Source organism: Pseudoduganella sp. jia 9, from assembly GCF_055502615.1.
This window is the reverse complement of record NZ_JBUPWE010000005.1, coordinates 1-25,002: the sequence shown is the minus strand read 5'-3', so window position 1 is coordinate 25,002 and position 25,002 is coordinate 1. Positions and strand designations below refer to the sequence as shown.

Annotated in this window: 23 protein-coding genes and 1 pseudogene; 13 read left to right on the top strand and 11 right to left on the bottom strand. The window is 64.4% G+C overall.

Going from position 1 to position 25,002, the window contains the following annotated elements:
* Window positions 1-50: 50 nt before the first annotated feature.
* From ACY34H_RS06535 to ACY34H_RS06525, 3 genes are all read left to right on the top strand, one after another.
* Window positions 51-1,157, top strand: coding sequence for a ribonucleotide-diphosphate reductase subunit beta (locus tag ACY34H_RS06535; RefSeq protein ID WP_464976683.1), 1,107 nt, complete (start codon window positions 51-53; stop codon window positions 1,155-1,157).
* Between the two features lie 306 nt (window positions 1,158-1,463).
* The gene (locus ACY34H_RS06530) at window positions 1,464-2,045 is read left to right on the top strand and encodes a hypothetical protein (RefSeq protein WP_464976682.1); all 582 of its coding nucleotides are present in this window, start codon (window positions 1,464-1,466) and stop codon (window positions 2,043-2,045) included.
* 437 nt (window positions 2,046-2,482) lie between these two features.
* Window positions 2,483-2,671, top strand: coding sequence for a hypothetical protein (locus ACY34H_RS06525; RefSeq protein WP_464976681.1), 189 nt, complete (start codon window positions 2,483-2,485; stop codon window positions 2,669-2,671).
* Window positions 2,672-2,756: 85 nt separating this feature from the next.
* Here ACY34H_RS06525 and ACY34H_RS06520 read toward each other — a convergent pair whose 3' ends face one another.
* Both ACY34H_RS06520 and ACY34H_RS06515 read right to left on the bottom strand, forming a co-directional pair.
* A complete protein-coding gene (locus ACY34H_RS06520) occupies window positions 2,757-4,868 on the bottom strand; it encodes a family 43 glycosylhydrolase (protein ID WP_464976680.1) in 2,112 nt (703 codons plus the stop codon).
* 66 nt (window positions 4,869-4,934) lie between these two features.
* Complete coding sequence (locus ACY34H_RS06515) at window positions 4,935-5,741, bottom strand: nucleotidyltransferase domain-containing protein (protein WP_464976679.1); 807 nt, start codon at window positions 5,739-5,741, stop codon at window positions 4,935-4,937.
* 1,028 nt (window positions 5,742-6,769) lie between these two features.
* Here ACY34H_RS06515 and ACY34H_RS06510 point away from each other — a divergent pair.
* Complete coding sequence (locus ACY34H_RS06510; RefSeq protein ID WP_464976678.1) at window positions 6,770-8,038, top strand: transcriptional regulator; 1,269 nt, start codon at window positions 6,770-6,772, stop codon at window positions 8,036-8,038.
* 194 nt (window positions 8,039-8,232) lie between these two features.
* Window positions 8,233-8,742, top strand: a complete 510-nt coding sequence (locus ACY34H_RS06505; RefSeq protein WP_464976966.1) for a YggT family protein — start codon at window positions 8,233-8,235, stop codon at window positions 8,740-8,742.
* Between the two features lie 304 nt (window positions 8,743-9,046).
* On the opposite strand, the gene ACY34H_RS06500 is transcribed toward ACY34H_RS06505, so the two are convergent.
* The 8 genes from ACY34H_RS06500 to ACY34H_RS06465 all read right to left on the bottom strand — a co-directional run bounded on the left by ACY34H_RS06500 (window position 9,047) and on the right by ACY34H_RS06465 (window position 16,158).
* Window positions 9,047-9,982 (bottom strand): carbohydrate kinase family protein, encoded by a 936-nt coding sequence (locus ACY34H_RS06500; RefSeq protein WP_464976677.1) that lies wholly within the window; start codon window positions 9,980-9,982, stop codon window positions 9,047-9,049.
* Between the two features lie 18 nt (window positions 9,983-10,000).
* Window positions 10,001-11,284: a DUF3426 domain-containing protein gene (locus ACY34H_RS06495; protein WP_464976676.1), complete on the bottom strand. Its 1,284-nt coding sequence runs from the start codon at window positions 11,282-11,284 to the stop codon at window positions 10,001-10,003.
* Window positions 11,285-11,294: 10 nt separating this feature from the next.
* On the bottom strand, window positions 11,295-12,236 hold the full coding sequence (prmA, locus tag ACY34H_RS06490; RefSeq protein ID WP_464976675.1) for a 50S ribosomal protein L11 methyltransferase: 942 nt from the start codon (window positions 12,234-12,236) through the stop codon (window positions 11,295-11,297).
* The gene (gene accC / locus ACY34H_RS06485; RefSeq protein ID WP_464976674.1) at window positions 12,233-13,591 is read right to left on the bottom strand and encodes an acetyl-CoA carboxylase biotin carboxylase subunit; all 1,359 of its coding nucleotides are present in this window, start codon (window positions 13,589-13,591) and stop codon (window positions 12,233-12,235) included. The genes prmA and accC overlap by 4 nt, the downstream gene beginning before the upstream one ends.
* Window positions 13,592-13,787: 196 nt before the next feature.
* Window positions 13,788-14,255 carry an acetyl-CoA carboxylase biotin carboxyl carrier protein gene (gene accB / locus ACY34H_RS06480; RefSeq protein ID WP_464976673.1) on the bottom strand — a complete coding sequence of 156 codons (468 nt, stop codon included), beginning with the start codon at window positions 14,253-14,255 and terminating at the stop codon, window positions 13,788-13,790.
* Window positions 14,256-14,379: 124 nt separating this feature from the next.
* Window positions 14,380-14,817 (bottom strand): type II 3-dehydroquinate dehydratase, encoded by a 438-nt coding sequence (gene aroQ, locus ACY34H_RS06475; protein ID WP_464976672.1) that lies wholly within the window; start codon window positions 14,815-14,817, stop codon window positions 14,380-14,382.
* A 139-nt stretch (window positions 14,818-14,956) separates the two neighbouring features.
* Window positions 14,957-15,517 carry a TlpA family protein disulfide reductase gene (locus ACY34H_RS06470; protein ID WP_464976671.1) on the bottom strand — a complete coding sequence of 187 codons (561 nt, stop codon included), beginning with the start codon at window positions 15,515-15,517 and terminating at the stop codon, window positions 14,957-14,959.
* Entirely contained in the window at window positions 15,514-16,158 is a 645-nt protein-coding gene (locus ACY34H_RS06465; protein WP_464976670.1) for a hypothetical protein, read from the bottom strand. The genes ACY34H_RS06470 and ACY34H_RS06465 overlap by 4 nt, the downstream gene beginning before the upstream one ends.
* A gap of 89 nt (window positions 16,159-16,247) precedes the next feature.
* Between ACY34H_RS06465 and mpl the strand changes: the two genes are divergently transcribed.
* From mpl to corA, 8 genes are all read left to right on the top strand, one after another.
* Window positions 16,248-17,627, top strand: coding sequence for a UDP-N-acetylmuramate:L-alanyl-gamma-D-glutamyl-meso-diaminopimelate ligase (gene mpl / locus ACY34H_RS06460; RefSeq protein ID WP_464976669.1), 1,380 nt, complete (start codon window positions 16,248-16,250; stop codon window positions 17,625-17,627).
* Window positions 17,628-17,629: 2 nt separating this feature from the next.
* On the top strand, window positions 17,630-18,229 hold the full coding sequence (locus ACY34H_RS06455) for a YqiA/YcfP family alpha/beta fold hydrolase (RefSeq protein ID WP_464976668.1): 600 nt from the start codon (window positions 17,630-17,632) through the stop codon (window positions 18,227-18,229).
* Entirely contained in the window at window positions 18,226-18,828 is a 603-nt protein-coding gene (locus tag ACY34H_RS06450) for a chorismate--pyruvate lyase family protein (RefSeq protein WP_464976667.1), read from the top strand. The genes ACY34H_RS06455 and ACY34H_RS06450 overlap by 4 nt, the downstream gene beginning before the upstream one ends.
* 2 nt (window positions 18,829-18,830) lie before the next feature.
* Window positions 18,831-20,921, top strand: coding sequence for a ribonuclease catalytic domain-containing protein (locus ACY34H_RS06445; protein ID WP_464976666.1), 2,091 nt, complete (start codon window positions 18,831-18,833; stop codon window positions 20,919-20,921).
* Window positions 20,922-21,066: 145 nt separating this feature from the next.
* A complete protein-coding gene (locus tag ACY34H_RS06440) occupies window positions 21,067-21,948 on the top strand; it encodes a TonB family protein (protein WP_464976665.1) in 882 nt (293 codons plus the stop codon).
* A 27-nt stretch (window positions 21,949-21,975) separates the two neighbouring features.
* Window positions 21,976-22,785, top strand: a complete 810-nt coding sequence (aroE, locus tag ACY34H_RS06435) for a shikimate dehydrogenase (RefSeq protein WP_464976664.1) — start codon at window positions 21,976-21,978, stop codon at window positions 22,783-22,785.
* A gap of 77 nt (window positions 22,786-22,862) precedes the next feature.
* On the top strand, window positions 22,863-23,576 hold the full coding sequence (gene mtgA, locus ACY34H_RS06430; protein WP_464976663.1) for a monofunctional biosynthetic peptidoglycan transglycosylase: 714 nt from the start codon (window positions 22,863-22,865) through the stop codon (window positions 23,574-23,576).
* Window positions 23,577-23,725: 149 nt separating this feature from the next.
* Window positions 23,726-24,691, top strand: a complete 966-nt coding sequence (corA, locus tag ACY34H_RS06425; RefSeq protein WP_464976662.1) for a magnesium/cobalt transporter CorA — start codon at window positions 23,726-23,728, stop codon at window positions 24,689-24,691.
* A 130-nt stretch (window positions 24,692-24,821) separates the two neighbouring features.
* Here corA and ACY34H_RS06420 read toward each other — a convergent pair.
* Window positions 24,822-25,002: pseudogene (locus ACY34H_RS06420) on the bottom strand (IS1595 family transposase); the annotation flags it as partial.

The following is a 25,002-nucleotide window of genomic DNA, read 5'->3' as shown; positions in this document are numbered from 1 at the left end:
GGCCGCCTGAACATGGCGGCGGTCCCGTTACCGATCAAAGGAAGAACAATATGTTGAACTGGGAAGATGACGTGGCCAAGCCCGTCGCGCCTGCAGCCGTCCAGGCGGCCGAGCCGGAAACCACCGCCGAGCAGATCTCGCACCGCGTCAACGCCGACGACAAGCGCATCATCAACGGCAAGACCGACGTCAACCAGCTGGTGCCGTTCAAGTACAAGTGGGCCTGGGACAAGTACCTGGCCGGCTGCGCCAACCACTGGATGCCGCAGGAAGTGAACATGCAGCGCGATATCGAGCTGTGGAAGAACCCGAACGGCCTGTCCGAGGACGAGCGCCGCCTGGTCAAGCGCAACCTGGGCTTCTTCGTGACGGCCGACTCGCTGGCCGCCAACAACATCGTGCTGGGCACCTACCGCCACATCACGGCGCCGGAATGCCGCCAGTACCTGCTGCGCCAGGCCTTCGAGGAAGCCATCCACACGCACGCCTACCAGTACATCGTGGAATCGCTGGGCCTGGACGAGCAGGAAATCTTCAACGCCTACAACGAAGTGAAGTCGATCCGCGACAAGGACCAGTTCCTGATCCCGTTCATCGATACGCTGACCGACCCGGCCTTCACGACCGGCACGACCGAAAGCGACCAGACGCTGCTGAAATCGCTGATCGTGTTCGCCTGCCTGATGGAAGGCCTGTTCTTCTACGTGGGCTTCACGCAGATCCTGGCGCTGGGCCGCCAGAACAAGATGACCGGTGCCGCCGAGCAGTACCAGTACATCCTGCGCGACGAATCGATGCACTGCAACTTCGGCATCGACCTGATCAACACGATCAAGCTGGAAAACCCGCAACTGTGGACGCCGCAGTTCCGCGACGAGATCAAGGCGCTGTTCCAGGAAGCCGTGGAACTGGAGTACCGCTACGCCGAAGACACGATGCCGCGCGGCGTGCTGGGCCTGAACGCGGCCATGTTCAAGGGCTACCTGCGCTTCATCGCCAACCGCCGCGCCGTGCAGATCGGCCTGGAGCCGATGTTCGACCAGGACGAGAACCCGTTCCCGTGGATGAGCGAGATGATCGATTTGAAGAAGGAACGCAACTTCTTCGAGACCCGCGTGACCGAGTACCAGACGGGTGGGGCGCTGAACTGGGATTGATGTAATCCTGTAGCTGTACGTTTTATATGGAGGCCTGTCGAGAGACGGGCCTTTTGCATTGGTGGGCGGCGCGAACCGCGAAGGCCGGGGAGAAGCGGCTTGCGAGGCTTTTGCCGTCTGCCGCCTGATGGTGGGCAGCCTCTTCGGTGCACCGGTGCAGAGGTGGTTACCCCGCCCAGCGCTATAGGGGAGATTTACTCAACACGGATCCTCTATCCCGCTTTCTGGAACTCTTCCTTGCTTTTTCTGTCCAATAGATAGACGCCACAGCGCAATCGAGCGGATTTCTAATCAAAAGAAGGAGGATTGAGTATGTTACCCAGAGTTAGCATAGAAATATCCGGCACGACGATGCTTGCACTGTTACGGCACCTGGACTGGCGCCCGGGTGCGGAGCCATCGGAAGCGGCCGACGAGGCGATCCGCGATTGGCTTGTCGCTCGCGGCACGGGCGCCCTGCGCGAGCCATCGCCGGTTCATGGCTACCAGTGGAAGGAGCTGTTTCTTCCGGCGGGCACAAGGTTGCGCACGACGTCACACCTGCAAACCTGTATCGCCGAAGTCGTTGGCGACGAGATCCTGCATGACGGCCGGAGCGTGTCGCCCAACCAGTTTGCCGCGGCCTGCGCAGGCGCGCCGCGCAACGCCTGGCATGCTGTAGCCCTGCTTTTCCCCGGCGCGAAATTCTGGAAGATCGCCCGCGTGTGCATGAACGAGTTGAAGCGGGCGGAAAAGCTGGCGGCGGAATCGGCCGTGTCGGCGGCTGCACCGCCAGTGCGGTTCATTCCGCCGGCATTGCCGGAACAGGAGCGCGAGCGCCGGGCCTTCAGCGAGGAACGCCGGAAGGGGCGTAACCTCCTGGTGGGGGAAGACTACGAGGAAGCCTGAAGGTCTCCGGCGTCTGTAAGCGCCCGCAATCGATGTACGTCCATTCGCTGCGGACTCACACTCGAACGCGCTGCTTTCTGCTGCGCGGCTTCTTCGAACAAGCTGGAAAGCGCAAAGCATCATCAAAGAGTCGAAAAAAGCAGGGGGATGGCGAAATTCTCCGCTAGGACCCTGGGTGAGGGAAGCACACCCTCCGTCGACGCCACCGATCGGTATTGCAGGCTGAACAGGAGCTCGCCCTTATCCCTTAGTCCTTGACCCTTAATCCAAGTACAAAACAAAAGCGGGGCTGTCGCAGCGCAAATTGCCGATCATTCCCAACGATACGATCCCCAGACATTCACTTAACAAGGAGAAAGCATGTCGGGCTTCGATCACTACTTCAAGGAGAGCATGGATGCGCTTGTGCTGCCAGCGTACTGCTTGGCGTCACAGCGATGAACGACCGCGTTCTGCTGATCGCCGCCGCGCTGGCAAGCGCCTCGGGGGCATGGGCCTTCTGGCACTTCCTGGGGCAGGATGCGCTCGACGTCCTCGTTCTCGCGACGCTGATAGGTACGATCACGGATAACTGGCGGCTGCGCCGTGCCCTGCAGCGGTCTGCAAACAAGGGAGATGGCGCCTAGAGCATCGGCAATACGGTGAGCCATTACAAAGAACGCCAACCCGACAGGTTGGCATTCTTTATCTAGACGCCAGGCGATCGCGAGCTCACCGCGACCAGATAAACCGCGTCCCATCCCCACTTTCCGTCAGCGGCCCCGGGCTATCCGCCGCCACCGCCCCGGCGGCTGCATCCACTCGCAGGAAGCGGTTGTTCGCGATCGACATCAGCACCAGCTCCCCGGTCGGCGTCTCGATCCACTGGAAGCTCTGCGCCTCGCCCGGTGCGCCATCGGCCAGCGACACGGCGCCATCCGCACCCACCGTCAGGTACTGCCTGCCGGCACGCAGCGCCACCCGGCCCAGCTTCATGTCCTGCACGGCGAACCGGGAAGGCACGCCGACCGACAGGCGGGCGCCGCCGGCGTTCAAACCGGTCTTTGCACCAAAAGAGGTCAGCGAGATCGATTTCCCGAACGGGATCGCCCGCATCAGCCCGTGCGGGTAGGGCTGATAGACGTCGATGCTGTCGAAGTCGGCCACGCCTCCTTCGACACCGGCCGTGTTGTAATTGAAGAGGGCATAGCGCACCCCCTGGAACGTCACGAGCTGGAAGATCATCGTGAACTCGTCGCCGAGCGGCACGAAGTTCTTGCCGTCCACGGAGTACGAGAAGCGCGCCTTCTCGGTCAGGAAGTCGGCATCGGCGCGCAGCCACACGCGCGCGGCATTGGCATCCGGCTTGACCGGCACGCGCTTCGTCACGTTCCGCGCCTGGTCGAACATGGCGATCGACAGCCCGGCGGCGGTCTTCTCGACGCCCAGGGTCGCGTAGGGCAGGTTCAGCAGGGCCAGGCCGGCCACGTCGCCATCCTTCAGGCCCGCCAGGTCCAGCGCGACGGTGGGCGACGACTTCGGCCCGATCGCGCGCTGCGTCAGGCTGTTCTTCGCTTCCCAGAACGACTTCGCCGGCAGCGCATGCAGCCGCAGGTAGCCCGGCCGTTCGGCCAGCGACCACTTGCCGTCCACCGGCACGTGGTTCCACTGCCAGACCGGCTTCAATGATGTGCCGCTGAAGTCGTCGCTGCGTTCGAAGGGGACACGAATTTGTTCAGTCGCCGGTTGCGGCCCGGCGGTCTTTGGCTTGACCGTCTTCGGCTTGACCCACGTGCGTGGATTGCGGCCCAGGTTGCCCGGCAGGCCGAAGTAGGGCCAGCCATCCTTCCATGTCACCGGCGACAGCGACAGCAGGCGGCCCACCGAGTTGTAGTCCATCATCGAGTAGCCCCACCATTCGCCGGCTGGGGTCAGGATGATCCCGCCCTGGTGGATCGCGGTGGCATCGTGCCGCTTCGGATCGCCGGCCGCCACGTCGAAGGGCGGCGTGTTCTTCTTCAGCCGGTTGCCCTGGGCCATGCCGAAGCCCTCGTTGGTGCTGATGGAGTGGTTCACCTCCCACGGGCCGAACGGGTGGTCGGCGCGTGCGGCCGGCATGCGGAAGCCGCCGGCGTAGTTCGCGCTGAGGATGTAGTACTTGCCGTCGATCTTCAGCAGGTGGGCGCCTTCGCCCATGCCCTGGTCCTTCGCGAAGATGACCTTCTCGGTGCCCGGCACCAGGTCGGTCAGGTCGGCGGTGAGCTGGGCCATCTTCATTTCCTGGTGGTCCCACACCACGTAGACCTTGCCGTCGTCGTCGAACAGCACCGACAGGTCGTGCAGGCTGCGCTTCATCTCGCGGTGCGTCCAGGGCCCTTTCGGGTCGGTGGCCGTATAGATCTGCGTGCTGCGTTTGTTGATGTTGGTGAAGATGTAGAAGGTGCCGTCGTGGAAGCGGAAACTGGGCGCCCAGATGCCCTGGCCGTAGATCGCCTTGCCGTCTTCCAGGCGGAACTGCGGGCCGAAGTCGAGCTTCGGCGAGGCGTAGCTCATGAACTCCCAGTTCACCAGGTCCTTCGAGCGCAGCACCGGCAGGCCCGGCATCGCGTGCATCGTGGTGCCGGTGAGGTAGAAGTAGTCGCCGACGCGGATCATGTCCGGGTCGGAGAACTCGTCGTAGAACAGCGGGTTCGTGAAGGTGCCGTTGCCGTTGTCCGGCGTCCAGGTCTTGGTCGACAGTCCTTGCGCGGGCCGCGCTTCATGCTGGGCCAGCGCGGGCGCGGCAAGCAGGGTGGAAGAAAGGGCCAGCGCGGCGGCGAGCCGCAGTGGGAGGAGTGTCGGCATGGCAGGATCCGGTGAATGGCGGGGCGCCCAACATAACCCCAATGGCCGCCGGGAGCCAATCAATTTTTAGCGCTCATCCATATGCAGTTGGATATCGCCTGGCGTGGCGGGAAATGCGACCCCTTCGCTGCGCCATGCCGCCGGTGCCGGCAGCGCAAAGCCTTCCAGCAGCAAGCCGCCATGCGGTGCCAGCGTGCGCCGCACCGCCGCGTCGAACAGCGCCTTGCCGGTGGCCGGCTCCGAGGCGATCGCGTTCATCGCGGCAACGAGGCCGGCGGCCAGTTGGGGATCGGTGGCGCGCAGCCGGCGCGCCAGGTGCTTGCCGACACCGGTCCAGGCACCGGATGCGCGCAGCGCGAACTGTGCCAGCGCGTCGTACAGCTTGACCGCGGTGGCCAGCGTTTCGTCGGGTTCGGTGCCATCGATCAGGTCCTCGAGCAGCGTGGTGATCTCGTAGCGGCGGCTGGCCAGCATTGCCGGCGTCAGCGGTGGCGGACCGCCATCGATCAGCCGCTGCGCATGAGTGCGCAGCCAGGCAGTGGCGGCGCGATAGGGCGGCACGTCGGGCAGCACGCTCACGCCGTCGATCACCATGTTCGCCAGCGGCATGCGGCCACCGGGCCGGTCGATCTCGCGGCAGAAGTAGTCGAACGTGGCGGGATCGTGGCCGAACAGCTCGACCGTTTGAGTGCCCACCTTCAGCGTGTCGCGCCATGCCTGGTCGACGCGGTCGAATACGAGCAGCAGGTCGATGTCGGAAGTCGGCGTGGCTTCGCCGCGCGCGATCGAGCCGCCGATGATCGCCACCCTGGCGTCGGGCCAGCGCGGCAGCAGTGCGTGGGTGACGAGATGGCGTGCGGCGTCGATATGCATGGTTCGTCTTTCGATATGTGAAGCGGCAGTGTAGCCGGTCCGCGGCGCATCGGCGCATGCCGTCTTCGGACCCGGCATGTGCAGCGCGCAGGCCGTCTTCATCGGGGCGCGATACCGCTGCCGCATGGCGCTTTCGGGGGAGCGCGCGCCATCGCGTGTGCATTGGCGCGGACTTTTTTTTCGTGCGGCGTCATCCATGCCGCGCGATGCCGGCGACGCGATCGCGCATCGCATGCATGCCGGCTCATGCATGTGCAGCGGTCGCGGTGCTTCGCATAGCGCCTTTAGGTAAAGGCGCTATGCGAAGCGGCATGCGGCGCCGATGGCTGTGCGGTCAAGCCGCGCAAGGCTGCGCGACGTGCAAGGGGCACTCGGCTATGTGCGTTACCTCGCGCAGCGCAGTAAAAAAAGAGCGCGAAAAGCATGCGTGCCGGTTGCGCTTCACAAAGGTTTTCGTGTACTTTACGAGCTTGAAAAGAGGGGTATTTGCAAGCACTCTTTTTCAAGTATGCGATTCCCGCGAAAAGCAAAGAACGCAGCCAGGAATGCAGCCAAGAACGCAGCCACTAAGCACGGCTGAAAAGCAGCCAAGAACAACAGGACAAAAGTTCGCACAGATATGCACGACGACCACACGGTTAACTGGTAGGCCGCCTCGCCTGAACATAGTCAGGCCGGGCGGTTTTTTCTTTGAGAGCCAGGACACGATGTGAGCAGGGGCAAAGGTTCGGCGCTGAGTACACGCCCGACCCGGAGACACAAAGAACAAGAATTTTCAGACCGGCGCCGCGCGCCCGTGCATGAGGCACGAAGCAGGTACGACGTACAAAGTACCGGGCGGTGGCGTTGGTCGAATGGCTGAAGTGCTGCAGTCGTGAGGAGCTGCAGCAGTTCAGCCGGGTGCCGAATTCATTAGCGCAAACATCGAAATGCTTGTGCCGATGAATAATTCGCCCGCCATGCCGACGGGTATGCCGGACGGGTTTCAACTATGTGCGTATTTTCATCCCGGATGAAGGAGAAATAAAATGGCTACCGCCACCAAGAAGACCGATACGAAGAAGCCAGCCGCCGCCAAGGCCGCTGCCGCTCCTGCCAAGAAAGCTGCGACCGCCAAGCCGGCCGCCGCTGCGAAGAAAACCACCGCGGCTGCCAAGCCTGCTGCGGCGAAGAAGACCACGGCCGCGGCAAAGCCTGCTGCAGCGAAGAAGACCACGGCGGCTGCAAAGCCGGCGGCGGCGAAGAAGACCACGGCGGCAGCAAAGCCGGCCGCAGCGAAGAAGTCGACCACGGCGACCAGGTCCACGGCAGCGAAGTCGACGGCAGCGAAGTCGGCAACGGCAACCAAGTCGACGGCAACCAAGTCGACGGCAACCAAGTCGACGGCAGCGAAGAAGTCGACGGCAGTAGCCAAGCCGGCAGCGAAATCGGCAACCAAGGCGGCAGCCAAGCCGGCAGCCAAGAAAGCCGCTGGCAAAACCACCGCCGCCAAGGCAGTAGCCAAGCCGGCAGCCAAGCCTGCAGCGAAAAAAGCAGCGACCAAGACCGCCGCCACCAAGGCTGTAGCCAAGCCGGCAGCCAAGAAGGCCGCTGGCAAGACCGCTGCTGCCAAGCCAGCAGCCAAGCCTGCAGCGAAGAAGGCCGCGACCAAGACCGCCGCAGCCAAGCCGGCAGCCAAGAAAGCCGCTGGCAAGACCGCCGCCAAGCCGGCCGCCAAGCCGGCCGCCAAGCCTGCAGCGAAAAAGGCCGCCACCAAGACCGCTGCAGCCAAGCCGGCAGCGAAAAAGGCTGCCGCCACCAAGACCGCCACTGCCAAACCAGCAGCCAAGCCAGCAGCCAAGCCTGCAGCGAAAAAGGCCGCCACCAAGACCGCCGCAGCCAAGCCGGCAGCCAAGGGCGCGGCAACCAAGTCCGCCGCCAAGGCGGTAGCCAAGCCTGCCGCGACCAAGACCGCAGCCGCCAAGGCTGTAGCCAAGCCGGCAGCCAAGCCGGCTCCGGCAGCAGCAGCGAAGCCAGCCGCCAAGCCAGCAGCGAAAAAGGCCGCAGCAAAAAAGCCTGAGGCCGCGCCGGCCACCGCCCCGGCAGCGACTACGGCCGACAAGCCCGCGGAACAACCAGTAGCGAAGAAAGCCGCTGCGCCGAAGAAGGCGGCAGCGAAGAAGGATTCGGCAGCGAAGAAGGATACGCCGGCGGCAACGCCGGCAGCGGCTCCGGCCGCCGCTTCCGTGCCATCGGCGAAGACCACGCTGGCACCGGCGGCCGCATGGCCGTTCCCGACCAGCACCCGTCCTTCCTGAGCGGCGACGGGCGAGCACCGGCGCCATGCCGGCCGCCCGTCCCGGTCGTGATCCCGGCCGCCGATCGCGGTCGCGATCCGGGTCATCGATCCGGGTTGGCGATCCGATTAGCGGCTTGATGGGCGCGAATACCGCTGTGTGAGACAATCGCACGGCGGTTTTTTTTATGGAGAATGCTCGTGCTTAGTATTGTGATGCTGATCGTCGATACCGTTGCCGTCCTGCTCGGCGGGGTGCTGCTGCTGCGGTTCTGGATGCAGGCGATACGCGTGCGCCCGCCGTCGTCGGTGGCGCAATTTACGTTTCAGCTGTCCGACTGGCTGGTGCGGCCCATGCGCCGCCTGGTGCCCGGCGTGGGCGGCTACGACTGGGCCAGCCTGCTCGGCGCATTCCTGATCGTGGTGCTGGCCACGTCGGTGCGCTGGTTCGCCGGCTACCCGTTCGATCTCATCATGCTGATGGCGCTGCACCGCTTCCTGCAGTGGATCCTGTATGGCTTCATGATCCTGCTGGTGATCGAGGCGATCTTCAGCTGGGTCAACCCGCACGCGCCGCTGGCACCGTTCGTGCGCGCGCTGAACGAGCCGATCCTCAAGCCGGTGCGCCGCGTGGTGCCGCTGGTCGGAAACCTCGACCTGTCGCTGCTGGTGGCGCTGGTGCTGCTGCAGATCGCCCAGCTCGTGCTGGACATGCTGTTCCGGTGAGGTATTACGGTTCAACGAAAAAAGGCGCCGATGGCGCCTTTTTGTTTTTGGGATGCTGGATGCCGCAGATGGCAGCCGATAGTCAGGGGTCTGTCCCCGCCAGTCGTTGGCAGGGAGCGAAGCCGCAGTCGTTGATCCAGGGGACTGACCCCGGATTTTGGCCAGCGTTTCGGCGGCGCCTGCGAAAACCGGGGTCAGTCCCCTGAGCACGCCGCTGGCAAGCGCTTGTGCTGCCACTTACCGGGGACAGACCCCAGTACGCAGCCGCCGTCCGCGACCTCTTGCTCTACGAGCCTCAAGCTCTTCAGAACCGGTACCCGAACGCCTGCTCGAACCGGTCGCCGATCTCTTCCCGGGTAAACAGGTGATTCTGCGCGCCCTTGTGGGCGATCTTGATCGCGCCCAGCAGGCTGGCCAGGCGGCCGGTGGTTTCCCAGCCCAGGTCGTGCGACAGGCCGTACAGCAGGCCGGCGCGGTAGGCATCGCCGCAACCGGTCGGGTCGAGCACGGCGGCTTCCACGGCCGGGATGTCGATGCGCTGGCCCCCGGTATAGATTTCCGAACCCTTTTCGCCGCGCGTGACGATCAGCGCTTCCACGCGTGCCGCGATCTCCTCCAGCGCCAGGCCGGTGCGGTCCATCAGCAGTTCGATCTCGTAGTCGTTGCAGGTCACGTAGGTGGCCTGGTCGATGAACTTCACCAGCTGCTCGGGCGTGAACATCGGCAGTTGCTGGCCCGGGTCGAAAACAAAGGGAATGCCCAGGCGCGCCAGGTCTTCCGCATGCTTCAGCATGCCCAGGTGGCCGTCCGGCGAGATGATCGCGATGCGTGCCGGGCCGGCCGCCTCGATGTCGTTCTCGTGCGCGAACGACATGGCGCCCGGGTGGAAGGCGTTGATCTGGTTGTTGTCCGAATCGGCCGTGACGAAGCACTGGGCGTTGTACGCATCCTTCTTGATCAGGATGTTCTGCGTGCTGATGCCGAGCGTTTGCAGGCGCTCCAGGTAGGCCGCGCAATCCTGCCCCATCACGCCGACGATGCGTGGATCGCCGCCGAGCAGCTTCAGGTTGTAGGCGATGTTGCCGGAGCAGCCGCCGAACTCGGTGCGCATCGTCGGCACCAGGAACGACACGTTCACCTTGTGCAGCTGGTCGGCCAGCAGCGTGTCGCCGAAGCGGCCCTCGTATTGCATGATGATGTCGATGGCGAGCGAGCCACAGATCAGGGAAGTCTGGTTCATGGATGTAGGATGATCAGTTCAGGGGTGGAAAATCGCAATGTGGTAGCCGGAGGCGCGCAGCCGGTCCAGCCGGAAATACAGCTTGACGGCCTGCTCGCTGCGGGGCCGGAAGCCTTCGGCCACGTCCGCGTTCCTGCCCAGGTAGTCGCGCGGCGCGAACACGCGGCGCAGCACCGGTTTGTCGGCGGCATCGTTCAGCACCAGTTCGATGTGCGGCCATGCCTGCACCGAGCGCGACTGGTTGCGCAGCACGGTGACGAAGCTGAAGGTGTCCGGGGCCAGCGTCTGAAGCTCGCCCCGTTCGATCGCCAGCGCATCGATCTGGCGCGGCAGCTCGACCGTGCAGCGCAGCGGAGCGCACAGCGCCTGCAGCGCCGGTTTCATGGCCGGGTAGTCGGCGGCCAGCCGGTTGCCCAGCGTATGGACGCCCTGGCCCAGCAGCACGACGAGCAGCAACGGGATGCCGGCCATCATCGCCAGGCGCACATGCCGGCGTGTGCGCTCGCGGCGCGCGGCCTGGCGGACGAATTCCGGTTCCTCGTCATCCTGTACGCCGGTATCTTCGGCAGCGCCTGCATGGGACGAAGCCGCACCGGCACCGGCCGCCAGCAGCGCGCTTTCCGGCGCGGCCGTCAACAGGTCGGCGGCGGAAGCGTCGTCGGCAGCGCGTTCGGCCGCTTCGTTGGCGGCGTGTGCGGAGGTGTCCTTCGGTTCCGCGGCGGGAACGATCGGTTCGGGGGTGTCGTCGAAATGATGCAGGTCATCCAGCGCGACCGCCACGATATGCTCGGACGGCATGTCGAACGCGGGTTCATGGCGGTGGCTGTCGGCGGGCGCCGGCTCGGGTTCCGATTCGCGCTCAGGCTCGCGCTCAGGCGCAGGCTCAGGTTCAGGCTCAGGCTCAGATTCAGGTTCAGGTTCAGGTTCAGGTTCAGGTTCGGCTTCCTGCCCGGCTTCCGGCTCATCGGCCAGCGCATGGTTTTCATCATGCGTATCGTCGGCGGGCCCGGCAACAGGGGAGGTGCCGGGCGCCGGATCCTCGCGGTCTGGCACCGGTGCCGATGCCGGCACTTCCCGCACCTGGACCGCCACCTCATCGAGGTCCAGCTCGAGATCCAGCGTCGGCTGCGCAAGCGCGACCGGCGCCACGGCCAATGGCGCCGCCGGCTCCATCAGTGCCGCATTGCCGTCGAAAATCTCGTTACAGGCCCCACAACGCACGATGCCCCCACGCAGCTTCAACTGGTCCAGGGCGACCCGGAACACGGTATGGCAGTGGGGGCATTTCGTGGCGAGCGCCATGCGAAGGTCGTTACCCTTGGCGTGAAGGCGGAGCGCTATCGGCGCCCTTGCGGCCGTACAGGGCGACCCAGCCTTCGTGCTCGGCCCAGACCGACATCTTGATGAACGGCGCATACGCGGCCGCCACTTCTTCGGCCTGGCGCGCCAGCACGCCGGACAGCACCAGCGCGCCGCCGTCGGCCACGCGGCCGGACAGCATCGGCGCCATCAGTTTCAGTGGCGACGACAGGATGTTGGCCACGACGATGTCGAACTGCGCGGTGGCATATGTCGATTGCGCGAAGTCTTCCGGCACGAAGTATGCGATGTCCTCGACCTTATTGCGCGCGGCATTGTCGCGCGCCGACTCGATCGCCTGCGGGTCGATGTCGACGCCGGCGACCGGGCTGGCGCCCAGCTTGCGCGCCACCATCGCCAGGATGCCGGAACCGCAGCCGTAGTCGAGCACCGTCTTGCCGGGCGCCGGATGGGCTTCCAGCCACTCCATGCACAGGCGGGTGGTCGGGTGGCTGCCGGTGCCGAATGCCAGGCCCGGGTCCAGTTCCAGGATCAGCGCGGACGGATCGGGGGCCTCGTGCCAGCTCGGCACGACCCAGATGTTCTTGCCGATGTGGATCGGCTCGAACTGGGATTGCGTCAGGCGCACCCAGTCTTCATCGGCCACGCTGCGCGTGGTGTAGGCGGGCAGCGACTTCAGGCCGACGGCCCGGGCCGCGGCGGCCACGATGAACGAGTGATCGGCATCGACGTCGGCGAGGGCCACCACGCGGCTGTGTTCCCACGCCGCTTCCTTCGGCTCCATGCCCGGCTCGCCGAACAGCGGCTGTTCCGCATCGGTGCCTTCGTCCGCATCCTCGACGGACACGGACAGCGCGCCCGCTTCCATCAGCGCGTCCGACAGCGCCTCGGCATGCTCGCGGGCGACTTCGATGACGATTTCATTCCAGCTCATGCACCCGCCTTCGGCATTTCCGCCAGTTTCTGTTCCAGGTAGTGGATGTTGGTGCCGCCTTCGATGAAGCGGGCATCCACCATCAGCTCGCGGTGCAGCGGGATGTTGGTGAGGATGCCCTCGACCACCATTTCCGACAGCGCGATCTGCATGCGGCGGATCGCCTGCTCGCGCGTGGCGCCGTAGGTGATGACCTTGCCGATCATCGAATCGTAGTGCGGCGGTACATAGTAACCCGCATACGAATGGGAGTCGACGCGCACGCCAGGGCCGCCCGGCGCGTGCCACGACGTGATGCGGCCGGGGGAAGGCGTGAACTTGAACGGGTCTTCGGCGTTGATGCGGCACTCGATCGCGTGGCCGGACAGCATCACGTCGCGCTGGCGGAAGCGCAGGCGCTCGCCGCAGGCGATGCGGATCTGTTCCTGCACGATGTCGATGCCGGTGATCATTTCCGTCACCGGGTGCTCCACCTGCACGCGGGTGTTCATCTCGATGAAGTAGAACTCGCCGTTCTCATACAGGAATTCGAACGTGCCGGCACCGCGGTAGCCGATCTTGCGGCATGCCTCGGCGCAGCGGTCGCCGATCTTCTCGATCAGCTTCCTTGGAATGCCGGGCGCCGGCGCTTCCTCGATCACCTTCTGGTGGCGGCGCTGCATCGAGCAGTCGCGCTCGCCCAGCCACACGGCGTTCTTGTGCTCGTCGGCGAGAATCTGGATTTCCACGTGGCGCGGATTCTCCAGGTATTTCTCCATATAGACTTCCGGATTGCCGAACGCGGCGCCGGCTTCGCTCTTCGTCATCGTGACGGCATTGAGCAGCGCCGCTTCGGTATGCACCACGCGCATGCCGCGGCCGCCACCGCCGCCGGCCGCCTTGATGATGACCGGATAGCCGATCTTGCGGGCGATCTGCACGATCGCCTTCGGATCGTCCGGCAACGCGCCGTCGGAACCGGGCACGCACGGCACCCCGGCCTTGATCATCGCCTGCTTGGCCGACACCTTGTCGCCCATCAGGCGGATCGAATCGGAACGGGGGCCGATGAACACGAAGCCGGATTTTTCGACACGTTCGGCGAAGTCGGCGTTTTCGGACAGGAAGCCGTAGCCCGGATGGATCGCTTCGGCATCGGTCACTTCGGCCGCGCTGATAATCGCTGGCATGTTCAGGTACGACAGGGTCGACGAGGCCGGGCCGATGCAGACGGATTCATCGGCCAGTTTGACGTATTTCGCGTCCTTGTCGGCTTCGGAGTGCACGACGACCGTCTTGATGCCCATCTCGCGGCAGGCGCGCTGGATACGCAGCGCGATTTCACCACGGTTGGCAATGAGGATTTTTTCAAACATGGCTAGTTCTATGTTTGCGAACACCCGGGCTTGCCGGGTGTCCTGGGAGAGGGAGCTAACATGGCGGCGGGCCGCCGGACCGCATTATTGCCGGTCATGCATGGCCACGCTTTGGGCCGTTTTTTCAATCAGCTTGCATTCAGCCTTCGTTTCATCGGCCCTGGTTCCAGCCGACGAATGACTTGCCGGCGAGTGATCAGCCGATAATGAAGAGCGGCTGGCCGAATTCCACCGGCTGGCCGTTCTCCACGAGAACCTGGGTGATCGTGCCGGATTTGTCCGCATCGATCTCGTTCAGCAGCTTCATCGCTTCGATGATGCACAGCGTATCGCCTTCCTTCACCGTCGCGCCGACTTCGACGAACGGCGCATTGCCCGGTGCGTTGGAGCGGTAGAACGTGCCGACCATCGGCGACTTGACGACATGGCCGGTCGGCTCGGCGGCAGCCGGCACGGCCGGTGCGGCGGCAGCGGCCGGTGCGGGCGCGGCGGCGGGCATGTAATGGGCCGGGGCGCCTCCCTGCGGCATCATCACGACCTGGTTCTGCGGCATGGCGGACGACTTGACAATGCGTACCTTGCTCTCGCCTTCGGTCACTTCGAGTTCTGCAATATCCGATTCGGCAACCAAGTCAATCAAAGTCTTGAGCTTGCGTAGATCCATCTGAGACTCCCGTCTAATCTTGTTTTGTGAAATTGGGCGCGGCTGCCATGTTAATCGAGGACGAATACAATCGAGAACGAGAACATAAGCGACTACGCTGTAAATAGCGCGCAGATCGCGTAGATTAACTGCTTTTTAATGCAAAGTCGATGGCAAAGCGGTATCCCTCGGTGCCGAGGCCGCAAATCGTTCCCTTGGCAATCGCGCTGAGATATGAGTGGTGGCGAAAGCTTTCGCGCTGATAAATATTCGATATATGGACTTCGACGAACGGGATCGCCACGCCGGCCAGCGCATCGCGCAAGGCGACGCTGGTGTGCGTATAACCGCCGGGGTTGATGACGATGAAGTCCACCCCTTCGTCGCGCGCGGCATGGATGCGGTCGATCAGTGCGCCTTCATGGTTGCTCTGGAAAGCATGCAACTGCGCGCCCGACGCCGCGGCCTGGTCCCGTGCCGCCTGTTCCACCTGTGCCAGTGTCGTCGCCCCGTAGATCCCGGGCTCGCGGGTGCCCAACAGGTTCAGGTTGGGGCCGTTCAGCAGCAGCAGGTGTTTTGCCATGTTGTGACCTAAGTCCAGCGAAAGTTCCGCATTTTGCCGCCTGACGCGACTATTTGGCAAGAAAAAAGAACTTGCCAAACAGTAAATTGAGTCGTTACCCGCGCGGTGGTGCACGGCACCCCGGCGGCGGCACCGTTGCTCAGAGCGCGGCCAGATCCCGGTGCAGCTGCTCGAACTTCAACAGGCCCAGGTAAGTCTTCTTCACCTGGCCGTCGGCGCCGATCAGCACGGTAAATGGCAGGCCGCCCTGGGCGTTGCCGAACTGGCGCGACAGTTCCGTGCCGGCCACGCCATCCACGTACAGGGGATAGGCGATCGGGAATTTTTTGGTGAATTCGGCGATATTGGCCGGCGAGTCGATGCCGATGCCGATCACCTGCAGGTCCTTGTACTTGCCGCTGGCCTGCAGCGCCGACAGTTCCGGCATCTCCTTGACGCACGGTGCGCACCAGGTGGCCCAGAAATTGACGAGCAGCGGCTTGCCTTTCCACTGCGCCAGCGGCTGTTGCGTGCCCTGGGCATCGGCCATCGTGCGTGCCAGCAGGGCGTTGACGACGGCGCTGCCGGCCGCGGCCTGTTCGGGCGGGATGGTGGTGGTGATCGGTGGCGCAGGTTCTTTCTTGTTGACGCCGACCCAGGCGCCGACGGCGCCAAAGAGAATGGCGATGCCGGCGCAGGCCAGCAGGTGGGATGTCTTCATTCGGTTCCGTGTTCAGGATGTTCAGCGGCGATCAGGGCGCGCAGCTCGGCGATGCCGGCCCGCACCGGGCGGTCGCCGGCCTTTTGTTTCTTTGCACCGCGCAAGTCGTGCTGCTCATAGAGTTCCGCATGCACGCCTTCGCCATGCCACAGGAAGCTCACGGTCTCGACCGGATCGTGGCGCGGCCCCTTGAAATGCTCGTTTTCCGAGATCTCGATCTCGACGTTCTTATTCAGCAGGAAGATCTGCACTTCCTTCGCGCTGTCGGCGAACAGCTGCAGATGGATGTCGTCGTGTTCGCCGGCGCTGCCGTTCAGTACCGGGCCGGTCAGGAAGGGCTGGTACTCGGCCAGCCGCTCCATCACTTCCAGCGCGATGGTGCGCAGCTTCAGCAGGCGGGCCGGCTGCGTGGCGGCATTGAACAGGGCGTGATACTGGCGCACCTCTTCCTCGATCTGCGCATCGTCCGGCAGCGCGTCGCGCAGCGAATTGGCCTGCGCGTCGCCGAGGATGCGGCGGGCCGCCTTGCGCTTCGCGGTGCCGTAGTCGGCGCCGTCCTGCGCAACCATCCGCGCCGCGGCGGCGGCGATTTCGGCGCGCAGGAGCGCTACCTGGTCGTTGACATCATGGTTCGGCATCATGGCCGGAATGATACTCTGAACCGGCCAAAGCCAGCGCGTCGGGTAAAATCGCGTCCTTGACCACGCAGCACCACGGAGCACGATCCACCATGCATATTCACATCCTCGGCATTTGCGGCACCTTCATGGGCGGCCTCGCGGTACTCGCCAAGGAAGCCGGCCACAAGGTGACCGGCTGCGACGCCAATGTCTACCCGCCGATGAGCACCCAGCTGGAAGCCCAGGGCATCGAACTGATCCAGGGCTTCGACGCCGACCAGGTGAAGCTGAACCCCGACCTGTACGTGATCGGCAACGTGGTTTCGCGGGGCAATCCGCTGGTCGAGGAGATCCTCAACCGCAGCCTGCCGTATGTCTCCGGGCCGCAGTGGATCGGCGAGCACATCCTGCGCAACAAATGGGTGCTGGCGGTGGCCGGCACGCATGGCAAGACCACCACCTCGTCGATGCTGGCCTGGATCCTGGAAGATGCCGGCTATGCGCCGGGCTTCCTGATCGGCGGCGTGCCGATGAACTTCGGCATCTCGGCGCGCCTGTCCGCCCCCGGCAAGGAATCCGAGTTCTTCGTGATCGAGGCCGACGAGTACGACACCGCCTTCTTCGACAAGCGCAGCAAGTTCGTGCACTACCACGCGAAGACGGCGATCCTGAACAACCTGGAATACGATCATGCCGACATCTTCCCCGATATCGGCGCCATCGAAACCCAGTTCCACCACCTGGTGCGCACGGTGCCGGGCATCGGCCGCGTCATCGTCAACGGCGACGAGGAGTCCTTGCTGCGCGTGATTCGCCGCGGTTGCTGGAGCGAGAAGGAAAGCTTTGGCAACGACGGCAATGCCAACTGGACGCTGAAGGAACACCCGGACGGCAGCTTCGACGTGCTGTTCAACGGCAAGTTCGAAGCGCTGATCAACTGGAAGCTGACCGGGCGCCACAACCGCTACAACGCGCTGGCCGCGATCGCCGCCGCGCGCAACGTCGGCGTGCCGATCGCCCAGGCGGCGAAAGCGCTGGAAGCATTCGAGAGCGTCAAGCGCCGCATGGAAGTGCGCGGCGTGGTGAGCGGGGTGACGGTGTACGACGATTTCGCCCACCATCCGACCGCGATCGCCACCACGGTGGGCGGCCTGCGCCAGAAGCTCGGTACCGATACGCGCATCCTCGCCGTGCTGGAACCGCGTTCGAACACGATGAAGCTGGGCGCGATGAAGGATGCGCTGCCGGCCAGCCTGGGGGATGCCGATTTCGTGTTCGGCTTCGGCAGCGAAAAAGCGCTGGGCTGGAGCCTGGCCACCACGCTGGCGCCGATGGGCTCGAAGGCTGCCGCGTACGAGGATATCGACCTGATGGTAAAGGCCATCGTCGGCCAGGCGCGGCCGGGCGACCATGTCGTCGTCATGAGCAACGGCGGTTTCGGCGGCGTGCATGCCAAGCTGCTCGAGGCATTGCAGGCACTGAAGGTCTGAGCGTGATCCTGTATCTGCACGGCTTCCGCTCGTCGCCGCTGTCGATGAAGGGACGGCTGCTGGGCGAGCGGATGGCGCAGCTGGGCCGTGCCGCCGAGTATGTGGCGCCGCAGTTGCCGGCGTCGCCGAAACTGGCGATGGAACAGGCGATGGAACAGGCGATGGCGCTGGTGGCGGGCATGCCGCCCGATAAAGTGGCCAATGAGCTGGCCATCGTCGGCTCCTCGCTGGGCGGCTATTACGCCACCTGGATGGCCGAGCGGCTGGGCTGCCGCGCCGCGCTGCTCAATCCCGCCGTCACGCCGCTGCAAAGCCTCGAGCGATACGTCGGCATGACAACCATGTTCCACAGCGGCGAGCCGTTCGAGTTCAAGCGCGAATACATCGCCGAGCTGGGCGAGCTGGCGGTGCCGGCGATCACGCGGCCGGAACGCTATTACCTGATGGCCGCCACCGGCGACGAGGTGCTGGACTGGCGCGCCATGGTCGCCCATTACCCGGGCGCCCGGCAGCACGTGATCGACGGTTCCGACCACGGCATCGCCGAATTCGCCGGCTACGTGGACGAGGTGCTGGATTTTTGCGGAATCGGGGCCGGATGAGGGAGCGCTCGCTGCGCCGGGCCAACTGGTACCGGCATGTGCTGGCGGTGAACGCGCCGGCGGCGCTGGCGTGCTGGCTGACGTCCGGCGGATCGCTGACGGCCAGGCTGAAAGCCCATGCCGGTGCTTTCCGGGTGCAGGTGCTGCGCCAGCGTCCCGCGCAGTGCCTGGCGGACGAATCGGCCGCCCTGGGCCTGCACCGCATGGGCAACGTGCGCAGCCGCTGCTGGGAACGGGAAGTGCTGCTGCGGTGTGATAATACGCCCGTGGTGTTCGCGCACACCGTGGTGCCGATGAGCGCGGACGCTGCCGACTGGCCGCTGTTTTCCGCGCTGGGCGAACGGTCGCTGGGCACTACGCTGTTCGGCGACCCCATGGTGGACCGCGGCCCGCTCGAATATGCGCGCCTGCGCGGCAGCCATCCGCTGGCGCGCAGGGCCCGCGCCGCGCTGGCGGCGCAGGGGATCGCCGTCCCCGACGAACTTTTGCTGTATGCACGGCGCTGCCTGTACCGGCGGCGCCAGGGCACGCTGCTGGTGACCGAGGTGTTCCTGCCCCAGGTCGCGGCGCTGGTGCCGAAAACCTCCAACTCGAGATAATCATGAATGTCTTTTTTGAAGAATCCGGCGATTTCAAGGTCGGACAAGTGCTGTCCACCGCCGGCGAGGCTTACCAGGTCGAGATGGCCAGCGGCAAGCGCAGCAAGGTGAAAGCCAAGGACGTGCTGCTGCAGTACGACAAGCCGGCGCCCGAGGAGCTGCTGGAGCAGGCGCGCGCGGTGGCGGCCGATGTCGACCTGGATTTCCTGTGGGAGGTGGCCGGCCAGGAGGAATTCGGTTTCGCGGAACTGGGCGCCGAGTATTTCGGCCATGCGCCGCTGCCCGCCGAGGCGGCCGGCCTGATCCTGGCGCTGCACACGGCGCCGGTGTACTTCCACAAGAAGGGCCGCGGACGCTACAAGGCCGCGCCGGAACAGACCCTGAAGGCGGCGCTGGCCGGCATCGAGAAGAAGAAGCAGCAGGCCATCGTCCAGCAGGGCTACGTGGACGAGCTGAAGGCAGACCGCTTGCCGCCGTCCATGGCCGGCATCGTGCACCAGCTGCTGTTCAAGCCGGACAAGAACACCATCGAATACAAGGCGCTGGAAGCGGCCTGCAACGAACTGCACACCACGCCGGCGCGCCTGATGCTGGCCGTGGGCGGCATCGGTTCGGCCAAGGACCTGCACATGGCCCGCTTCCTGTTCGAGTCGTTCCCGCGCGGCCATGGCTTCCCGGAGGTGGCGGTGCCGCCGCCGCCGGCCGGCCTGCCGGTCGCCGACGTCGAGGCGTTCTCGATCGACGACGTGACGACCACCGAGATCGACGATGCGATGTCGATCGTCCACCTGGACGGCGGCAAGGTGCGCATCGGCATCCACATCGCCGCGCCGGGCCTCGGCATCCGGCCGGACGATGCGATCGACAAGATCGCCCGCGCGCGCCTGTCCACCGTCTATATGCCGGGCGACAAGATCACGATGCTGCCCGATTCGGTGGTCGATGCCTACACGCTGGCCGAGGGCAAGACCTGCCCGGCGCTGTCGCTGTACGCCACGCTCGATACTGCCGACTGGACCGTGATCTCGACCGAGACGCGCGCCGAGATGGTGCCGATCGCGAACAACCTGCGCCATAACGACCTCGACGACGTCGTGAATGAAGAAACCCTCGCGAGCGGCGAGGGCGACTATCCGCGCAAGGCCGAGCTGACCTTGCTGTGGGCCTGGGCCCAACACCTGGAAGCGGGCCGGATGGTCAAGCGCGAGGCCTTCGGGCTGAAGCCGGAGCAGAACAACCGCGTCGACTTCAATTTCTATGTCGAGGACGATGTCGTCACGATCACGCGCCGCAAGCGCGGCGCGCCGCTGGACAAGATCGTGGCCGAGCTGATGATCTTCGCCAACAGCACCTGGGGCAAGCTGATGCACGACCACGGCGTGCCGGGCATCTACCGCAGCCAGGGCCGCGGCGTCGGCGGCTGGAACGCCAAGATGCAGGTGCGCATGCTGACGCATGCCGCGCCGCACGAAGGCCTCGGCGTCGACCAGTACGCCTGGAGCACGTCGCCGCTGCGCCGCTACCCGGACCTGGTCAACCAGTGGCAGATCCTGGCCGTCGCCGAGAAGGGCGTGATGGCACCGCTGGTCGCGCCGTTCAAGCACAAGGATGCGAACCTGTTCGCCATCGTCTCCGCGTTCGACGCCGCGTATGCCGCCTATGCCGACTTCCAGGCCAATATGGAACGCTACTGGTGCCTGCGCTGGCTCGGCCAGGAAAACAAGCACCAGGTCGACGCCGTGGTACTGAAGGATGAAGTGCTGCGCCTGACCGACATCCCGCTGGTGATCCGCCTGCCCGGCATGCCGTCGGCCGCGCGCGGCGCCGCCGTCAAGCTCGACGTGATCCGCTGGGACGAAGTCGACCTGACGATCGAGACGCGCCTGCTGGAAATCGAGGAAGCCGCCCCGGCTGCCGTCGACTTCGAGGAAGAAGAGGAAGAAGGAGGAGGGCAGGATCAGGACAAGGCGCTGGCCGGCGAAACCGTGCCGGAACTGGTACCCGATCCTGACCAGCCCGCCGACGAGAAGGTGGAAGTGGCCGAAGCGGCCGACGAAGCCGATGCAGAAGCCCCGCCGACTGCCGGCCACTGAAAAAAAACGGTGCCTGGACGGGGAGATGGCCTGCAAGTCATCGCTGCTACGCGGGTGTGGAGCAATGCGCCACGAAATCCCCGCTCCGCCACCGGTTTTCCGGCGGTAGAATGATGCCTTTCGCCGACGCTTTTCCTTCCTCTGCGTGAAGTATTTACAAGAAAACCGGTTCCTCGCGATCGCCCTGGCCCTGTCGGTGCTCGCACATGCGGCATTGCTGGCGGTGCGTTTCGTGGCGCCCCAGGAATTCAAGCTGACGCCCACCGATCCGACGCTGGAAGTCATCCTCGTCAACGCCAAGCACGCCAACCGGCCGCTGAAGGCCGAGGCGCTGGCCCAGGCCAACCTGGACGGCGGCGGCATGGCCGACCAGGGCCGCTCGAAGTCGCCGCTGCCGGACATGCGCCGGGTGGCCGACGGCGACAGCATCGAAGCATCGCGGCGCCGCATCGAGCAGCTCGAAGAGGTGCAGAAGAAGCTGCTGACGCAGGTGAAGACCACGCCTTACCGCGCCGCGCCGGTGACCGAGAACAGCAAGCCCGATCCCACGCCCACCGGTGCCGAGCTGATCGAGAGCAGCCGGGCGATCGCCCGCATGGCCGCCGAGATCGCGCAAACCATCGAGGACCAGAACAAGCGCCCGCGCCGCACCTACATCACGCCCAGCACGCAGCAGGTGGGTTACGCGATGTATTACAAGACCTTCCAGCGCAAGGTGGAAGAGGTGGGTACGCTGAACTTCCCCCAGAAAAACGGCCGCAAGCTGTATGGCGAGCTGGTGCTGTCGATCCCGATCTTCCAGGACGGCACGCTGTACATGAAGGAAGGCGGCATCACCGTGCAGACCAGTTCCGGCAATCCGGCGCTGGACCAGGCGGCGATCGCGATCGTGCGCCGCGCGGCGCCGTTCGGCAAGTTCCCGCCGAACATGCTGTCGAACGACCGCGACGACCTGTGGGTCATCATCACCCGCTTCAAATTCACCCGCGAACAAAAGCTCGAAGCCCAGCTGGGTGGAGCACGATAAAAACACTGAACCATGGAGATTCACCGCGTGGACAAATACTGCGTGTTCGGCAATCCGATCGCCCACAGCAAATCGCCCGACATCCATGCCGCGTTCGCCGCGGCCACGGGCCAGCCGCTGACGTATGAAAGACGGCAGGCCCCGCTGGACGGGTTCGCGCAGGCGGTGCACGCGTTCATCGCCGAAGGCGGCAGGGGCGCCAACGTGACGTTGCCGTTCAAGCTCGAAGCCTACCGGCTGGCCAATGCGCTGACGGTACGCGCGCAGGCCGCCGGCGCCGTCAACACGCTGCTGTTCGATGAACACGGCATCACCGGCGACAACACCGACGGTGCCGGCCTGGTGGCCGACATCACCGTCAATGCCGGCGTGCCGATCGCCGGCAAGCGCGTGCTGCTGCTGGGCGCCGGCGGCGCCGCGCGCGGCGCCGTGCTGCCGATCCTCGAGCATCGCCCCGCCGCGCTGGTGATCGCCAACCGCACCGTGGCCACCGCCGAAGCGCTGGTGCAGCAGTTTGCACCGCTGGGTGGCGCGGGCGTCGTTACCGCATGCGGATTCGACGGCATCGCCGGCAGCTTCGATATCGTCGTCAATGCCACGTCGGCCAGCCTGCAGGCCGACCTGCCGCCCGTGGCGCCATCGGTATTCCACCAAGGCACGCTGGCATTGGATATGATGTACGGAAAAGAACCGACCGTCTTCATGCGGTTCGCCGCCAGCCATGGCGCCAGCGTGCGCGATGGCCTGGGCATGCTGGTGGAGCAGGCCGCCGAGGCATTTCACGGCTGGCGCGGCGTGCGTCCGCGCACGGCGGAGGTGCTGGCGAACCTGCGTTGACGAACGTATCTGATGAATGTATCTGCTGAACGCATCTGCCGACGCATCTGCTGATTTCTCCTGCGTATACATAAAGAATGAAAAAAACGCGCAAGTCCCCGGGCCGCTGGTCCTTCGTCAAATGGCTGTTCATCGTTCCCATCGCCCTGTTCGTCGCGGTGCAACTGTATTTCGTCGTGCAGATCTGGTGGTGGCGCGACCATGAACCCGGCATGACGGCGTTCATGCGCCAGCAATTGGCGGTCATGCAGGAAAAGGACCCAAAGGCGAAGATCGTCCAGAAATGGGTGCCATACGAACGCATCTCGAACAACCTGAAGCGCGCCGTCATCGCCTCCGAAGACGCCAATTTTTCCGATCACGACGGGGTCGACTGGGAAGCGCTGGAAAAGGCCTATGAACGCAATGAAAAGCGCAGGAAGGTCACGCACGGCGGATCCACGATCACGCAGCAGCTGGCGAAGAACCTGTTCCTTTCCGGCTCGCGCAGCTACCTGCGCAAGGGCCAGGAACTGATCATCGCGTACATGCTGGAAACGCTGATGGACAAGCGCCGCATCTTCGAGATCTACCTGAACGTCGTCGAATTCGGCCGCGGCATTTATGGCGCCGAAGCGGCGGCGCGGCATTATTACAAGGTGCCGGCGGCGAAACTCGGCGCGGCGCAGGCAGCGCGGCTGGCCGTGATGCTGCCCAATCCCCGTTATTACGATGCCCACCGCGATACACGCTACCTGAACCGGCGCACCCAGATCATCCTGCGGCGCATGAATTCGGCCGAGCTGCCATGAATAAAGCGACAAACCGGCCTATTTAAATAGATCCACCGGTAAAAGTGGTCCTTCGGTCTGGTCCCGGCCGGGGCTTTGCCTGTACACTTGCGCTGTTTTATTTTTTGCGTCCTGCAAGTATCCAGAATCCCAGCCGGCTGAGAGTGCCTATGATTAATGTCTTCGTTCTACAAAATGGCCGGCTGAACCAGGTTCCCATCGAAACGCGCGAAGACCTTGAACGAGCGGCACCGGTATGGGTCGACCTGACCGACCCCACCGATGACGAACGCGCCTGGGTCAAGGCGATCTATGGCGTGATCCTGCCGGGCGAGGACGAAGTCAAGGATATCGAGGCTTCGGCCCGCTATTACGAAGCCGAAAACGGCGACCTGCACCTGCGCACCGATTTCCTGCTGGAAGAAGACGACGGCCCGTCCCGCGTCATCACGGTCGCGTTCATCCTGGCGCGCAAGATGCTGTTCTCCGTCCACACCGACGACCTGCCCGTGTTCCGCCTGGTGCGCATGCGCGCCCGCTCGCGCCCCGGCTCGATCGCCGACTATATGGACGTGCTGTTGGACCTCTATGCCACCGATGCCGAGTACTCGGCCGATGCGCTGGAAGGCATCTACCAGAACCTGGAAGAAGTATCGTTCCGCGTGCTGCAGGAAGAATTCACCGACAAGGACGCGGCCGATGCGCTGTCGGCCATCGCCCACGAGGAAGACCTGAACGGCCGCATCCGCCGCAACATGATGGATACGCGGCGTGCTGTCAGCTTCCTGATGCGCGGCCGCCTGCTCAATTCCGAGCAGTTCGAGGAGGCCCGGCAAATCCTGCGCGACATCGAATCGCTCGACGGCCACACCTCGTTTCTGTTCGACAAGATCAACTTCCTGATGGACGCTACCGTCGGCTTCATCAACATCAACCAGAACAAGATCATCAAGATCTTCTCGGTGGCCAGCGTGGCGTTCCTGCCGCCGACCCTGATCGCCAGCGTATACGGCATGAACTTCGACTTCATGCCGGAACTGAACTGGAAGTTCGGCTATCCCTGGGCATGGGGCCTGATGATCACCAGCGCCATTGCGCCGTTCCTGTACTTCCGGCACCGGGGCTGGCTGAAGTAGGCCCTATCCGAAAGCAGCAAGAAAAGCGGCCGATGCCGCTTTTTTTATGGCGCTGTTCGCGTTAGCTCGACATTGCATAGCGGTGTGGAACTTTTTCCATATGCTGTTGTCGGGGCGTCGGGCCCTACCCCTAATTTTTCGCCACGGCAACGCGTAGCCAATCCCTGGGCATTGTCAGCACGGCGGCATCGAGTACCCGTCGCCAACCCGTGTAGTTGGCCAGGTAGCGGCTGGCGACGCCGTTGAATCGCCGCAGCCATGTCTTGAAGCGGCTATGCCATCCGTTCACATTCTGGATATGAATTGCGCCG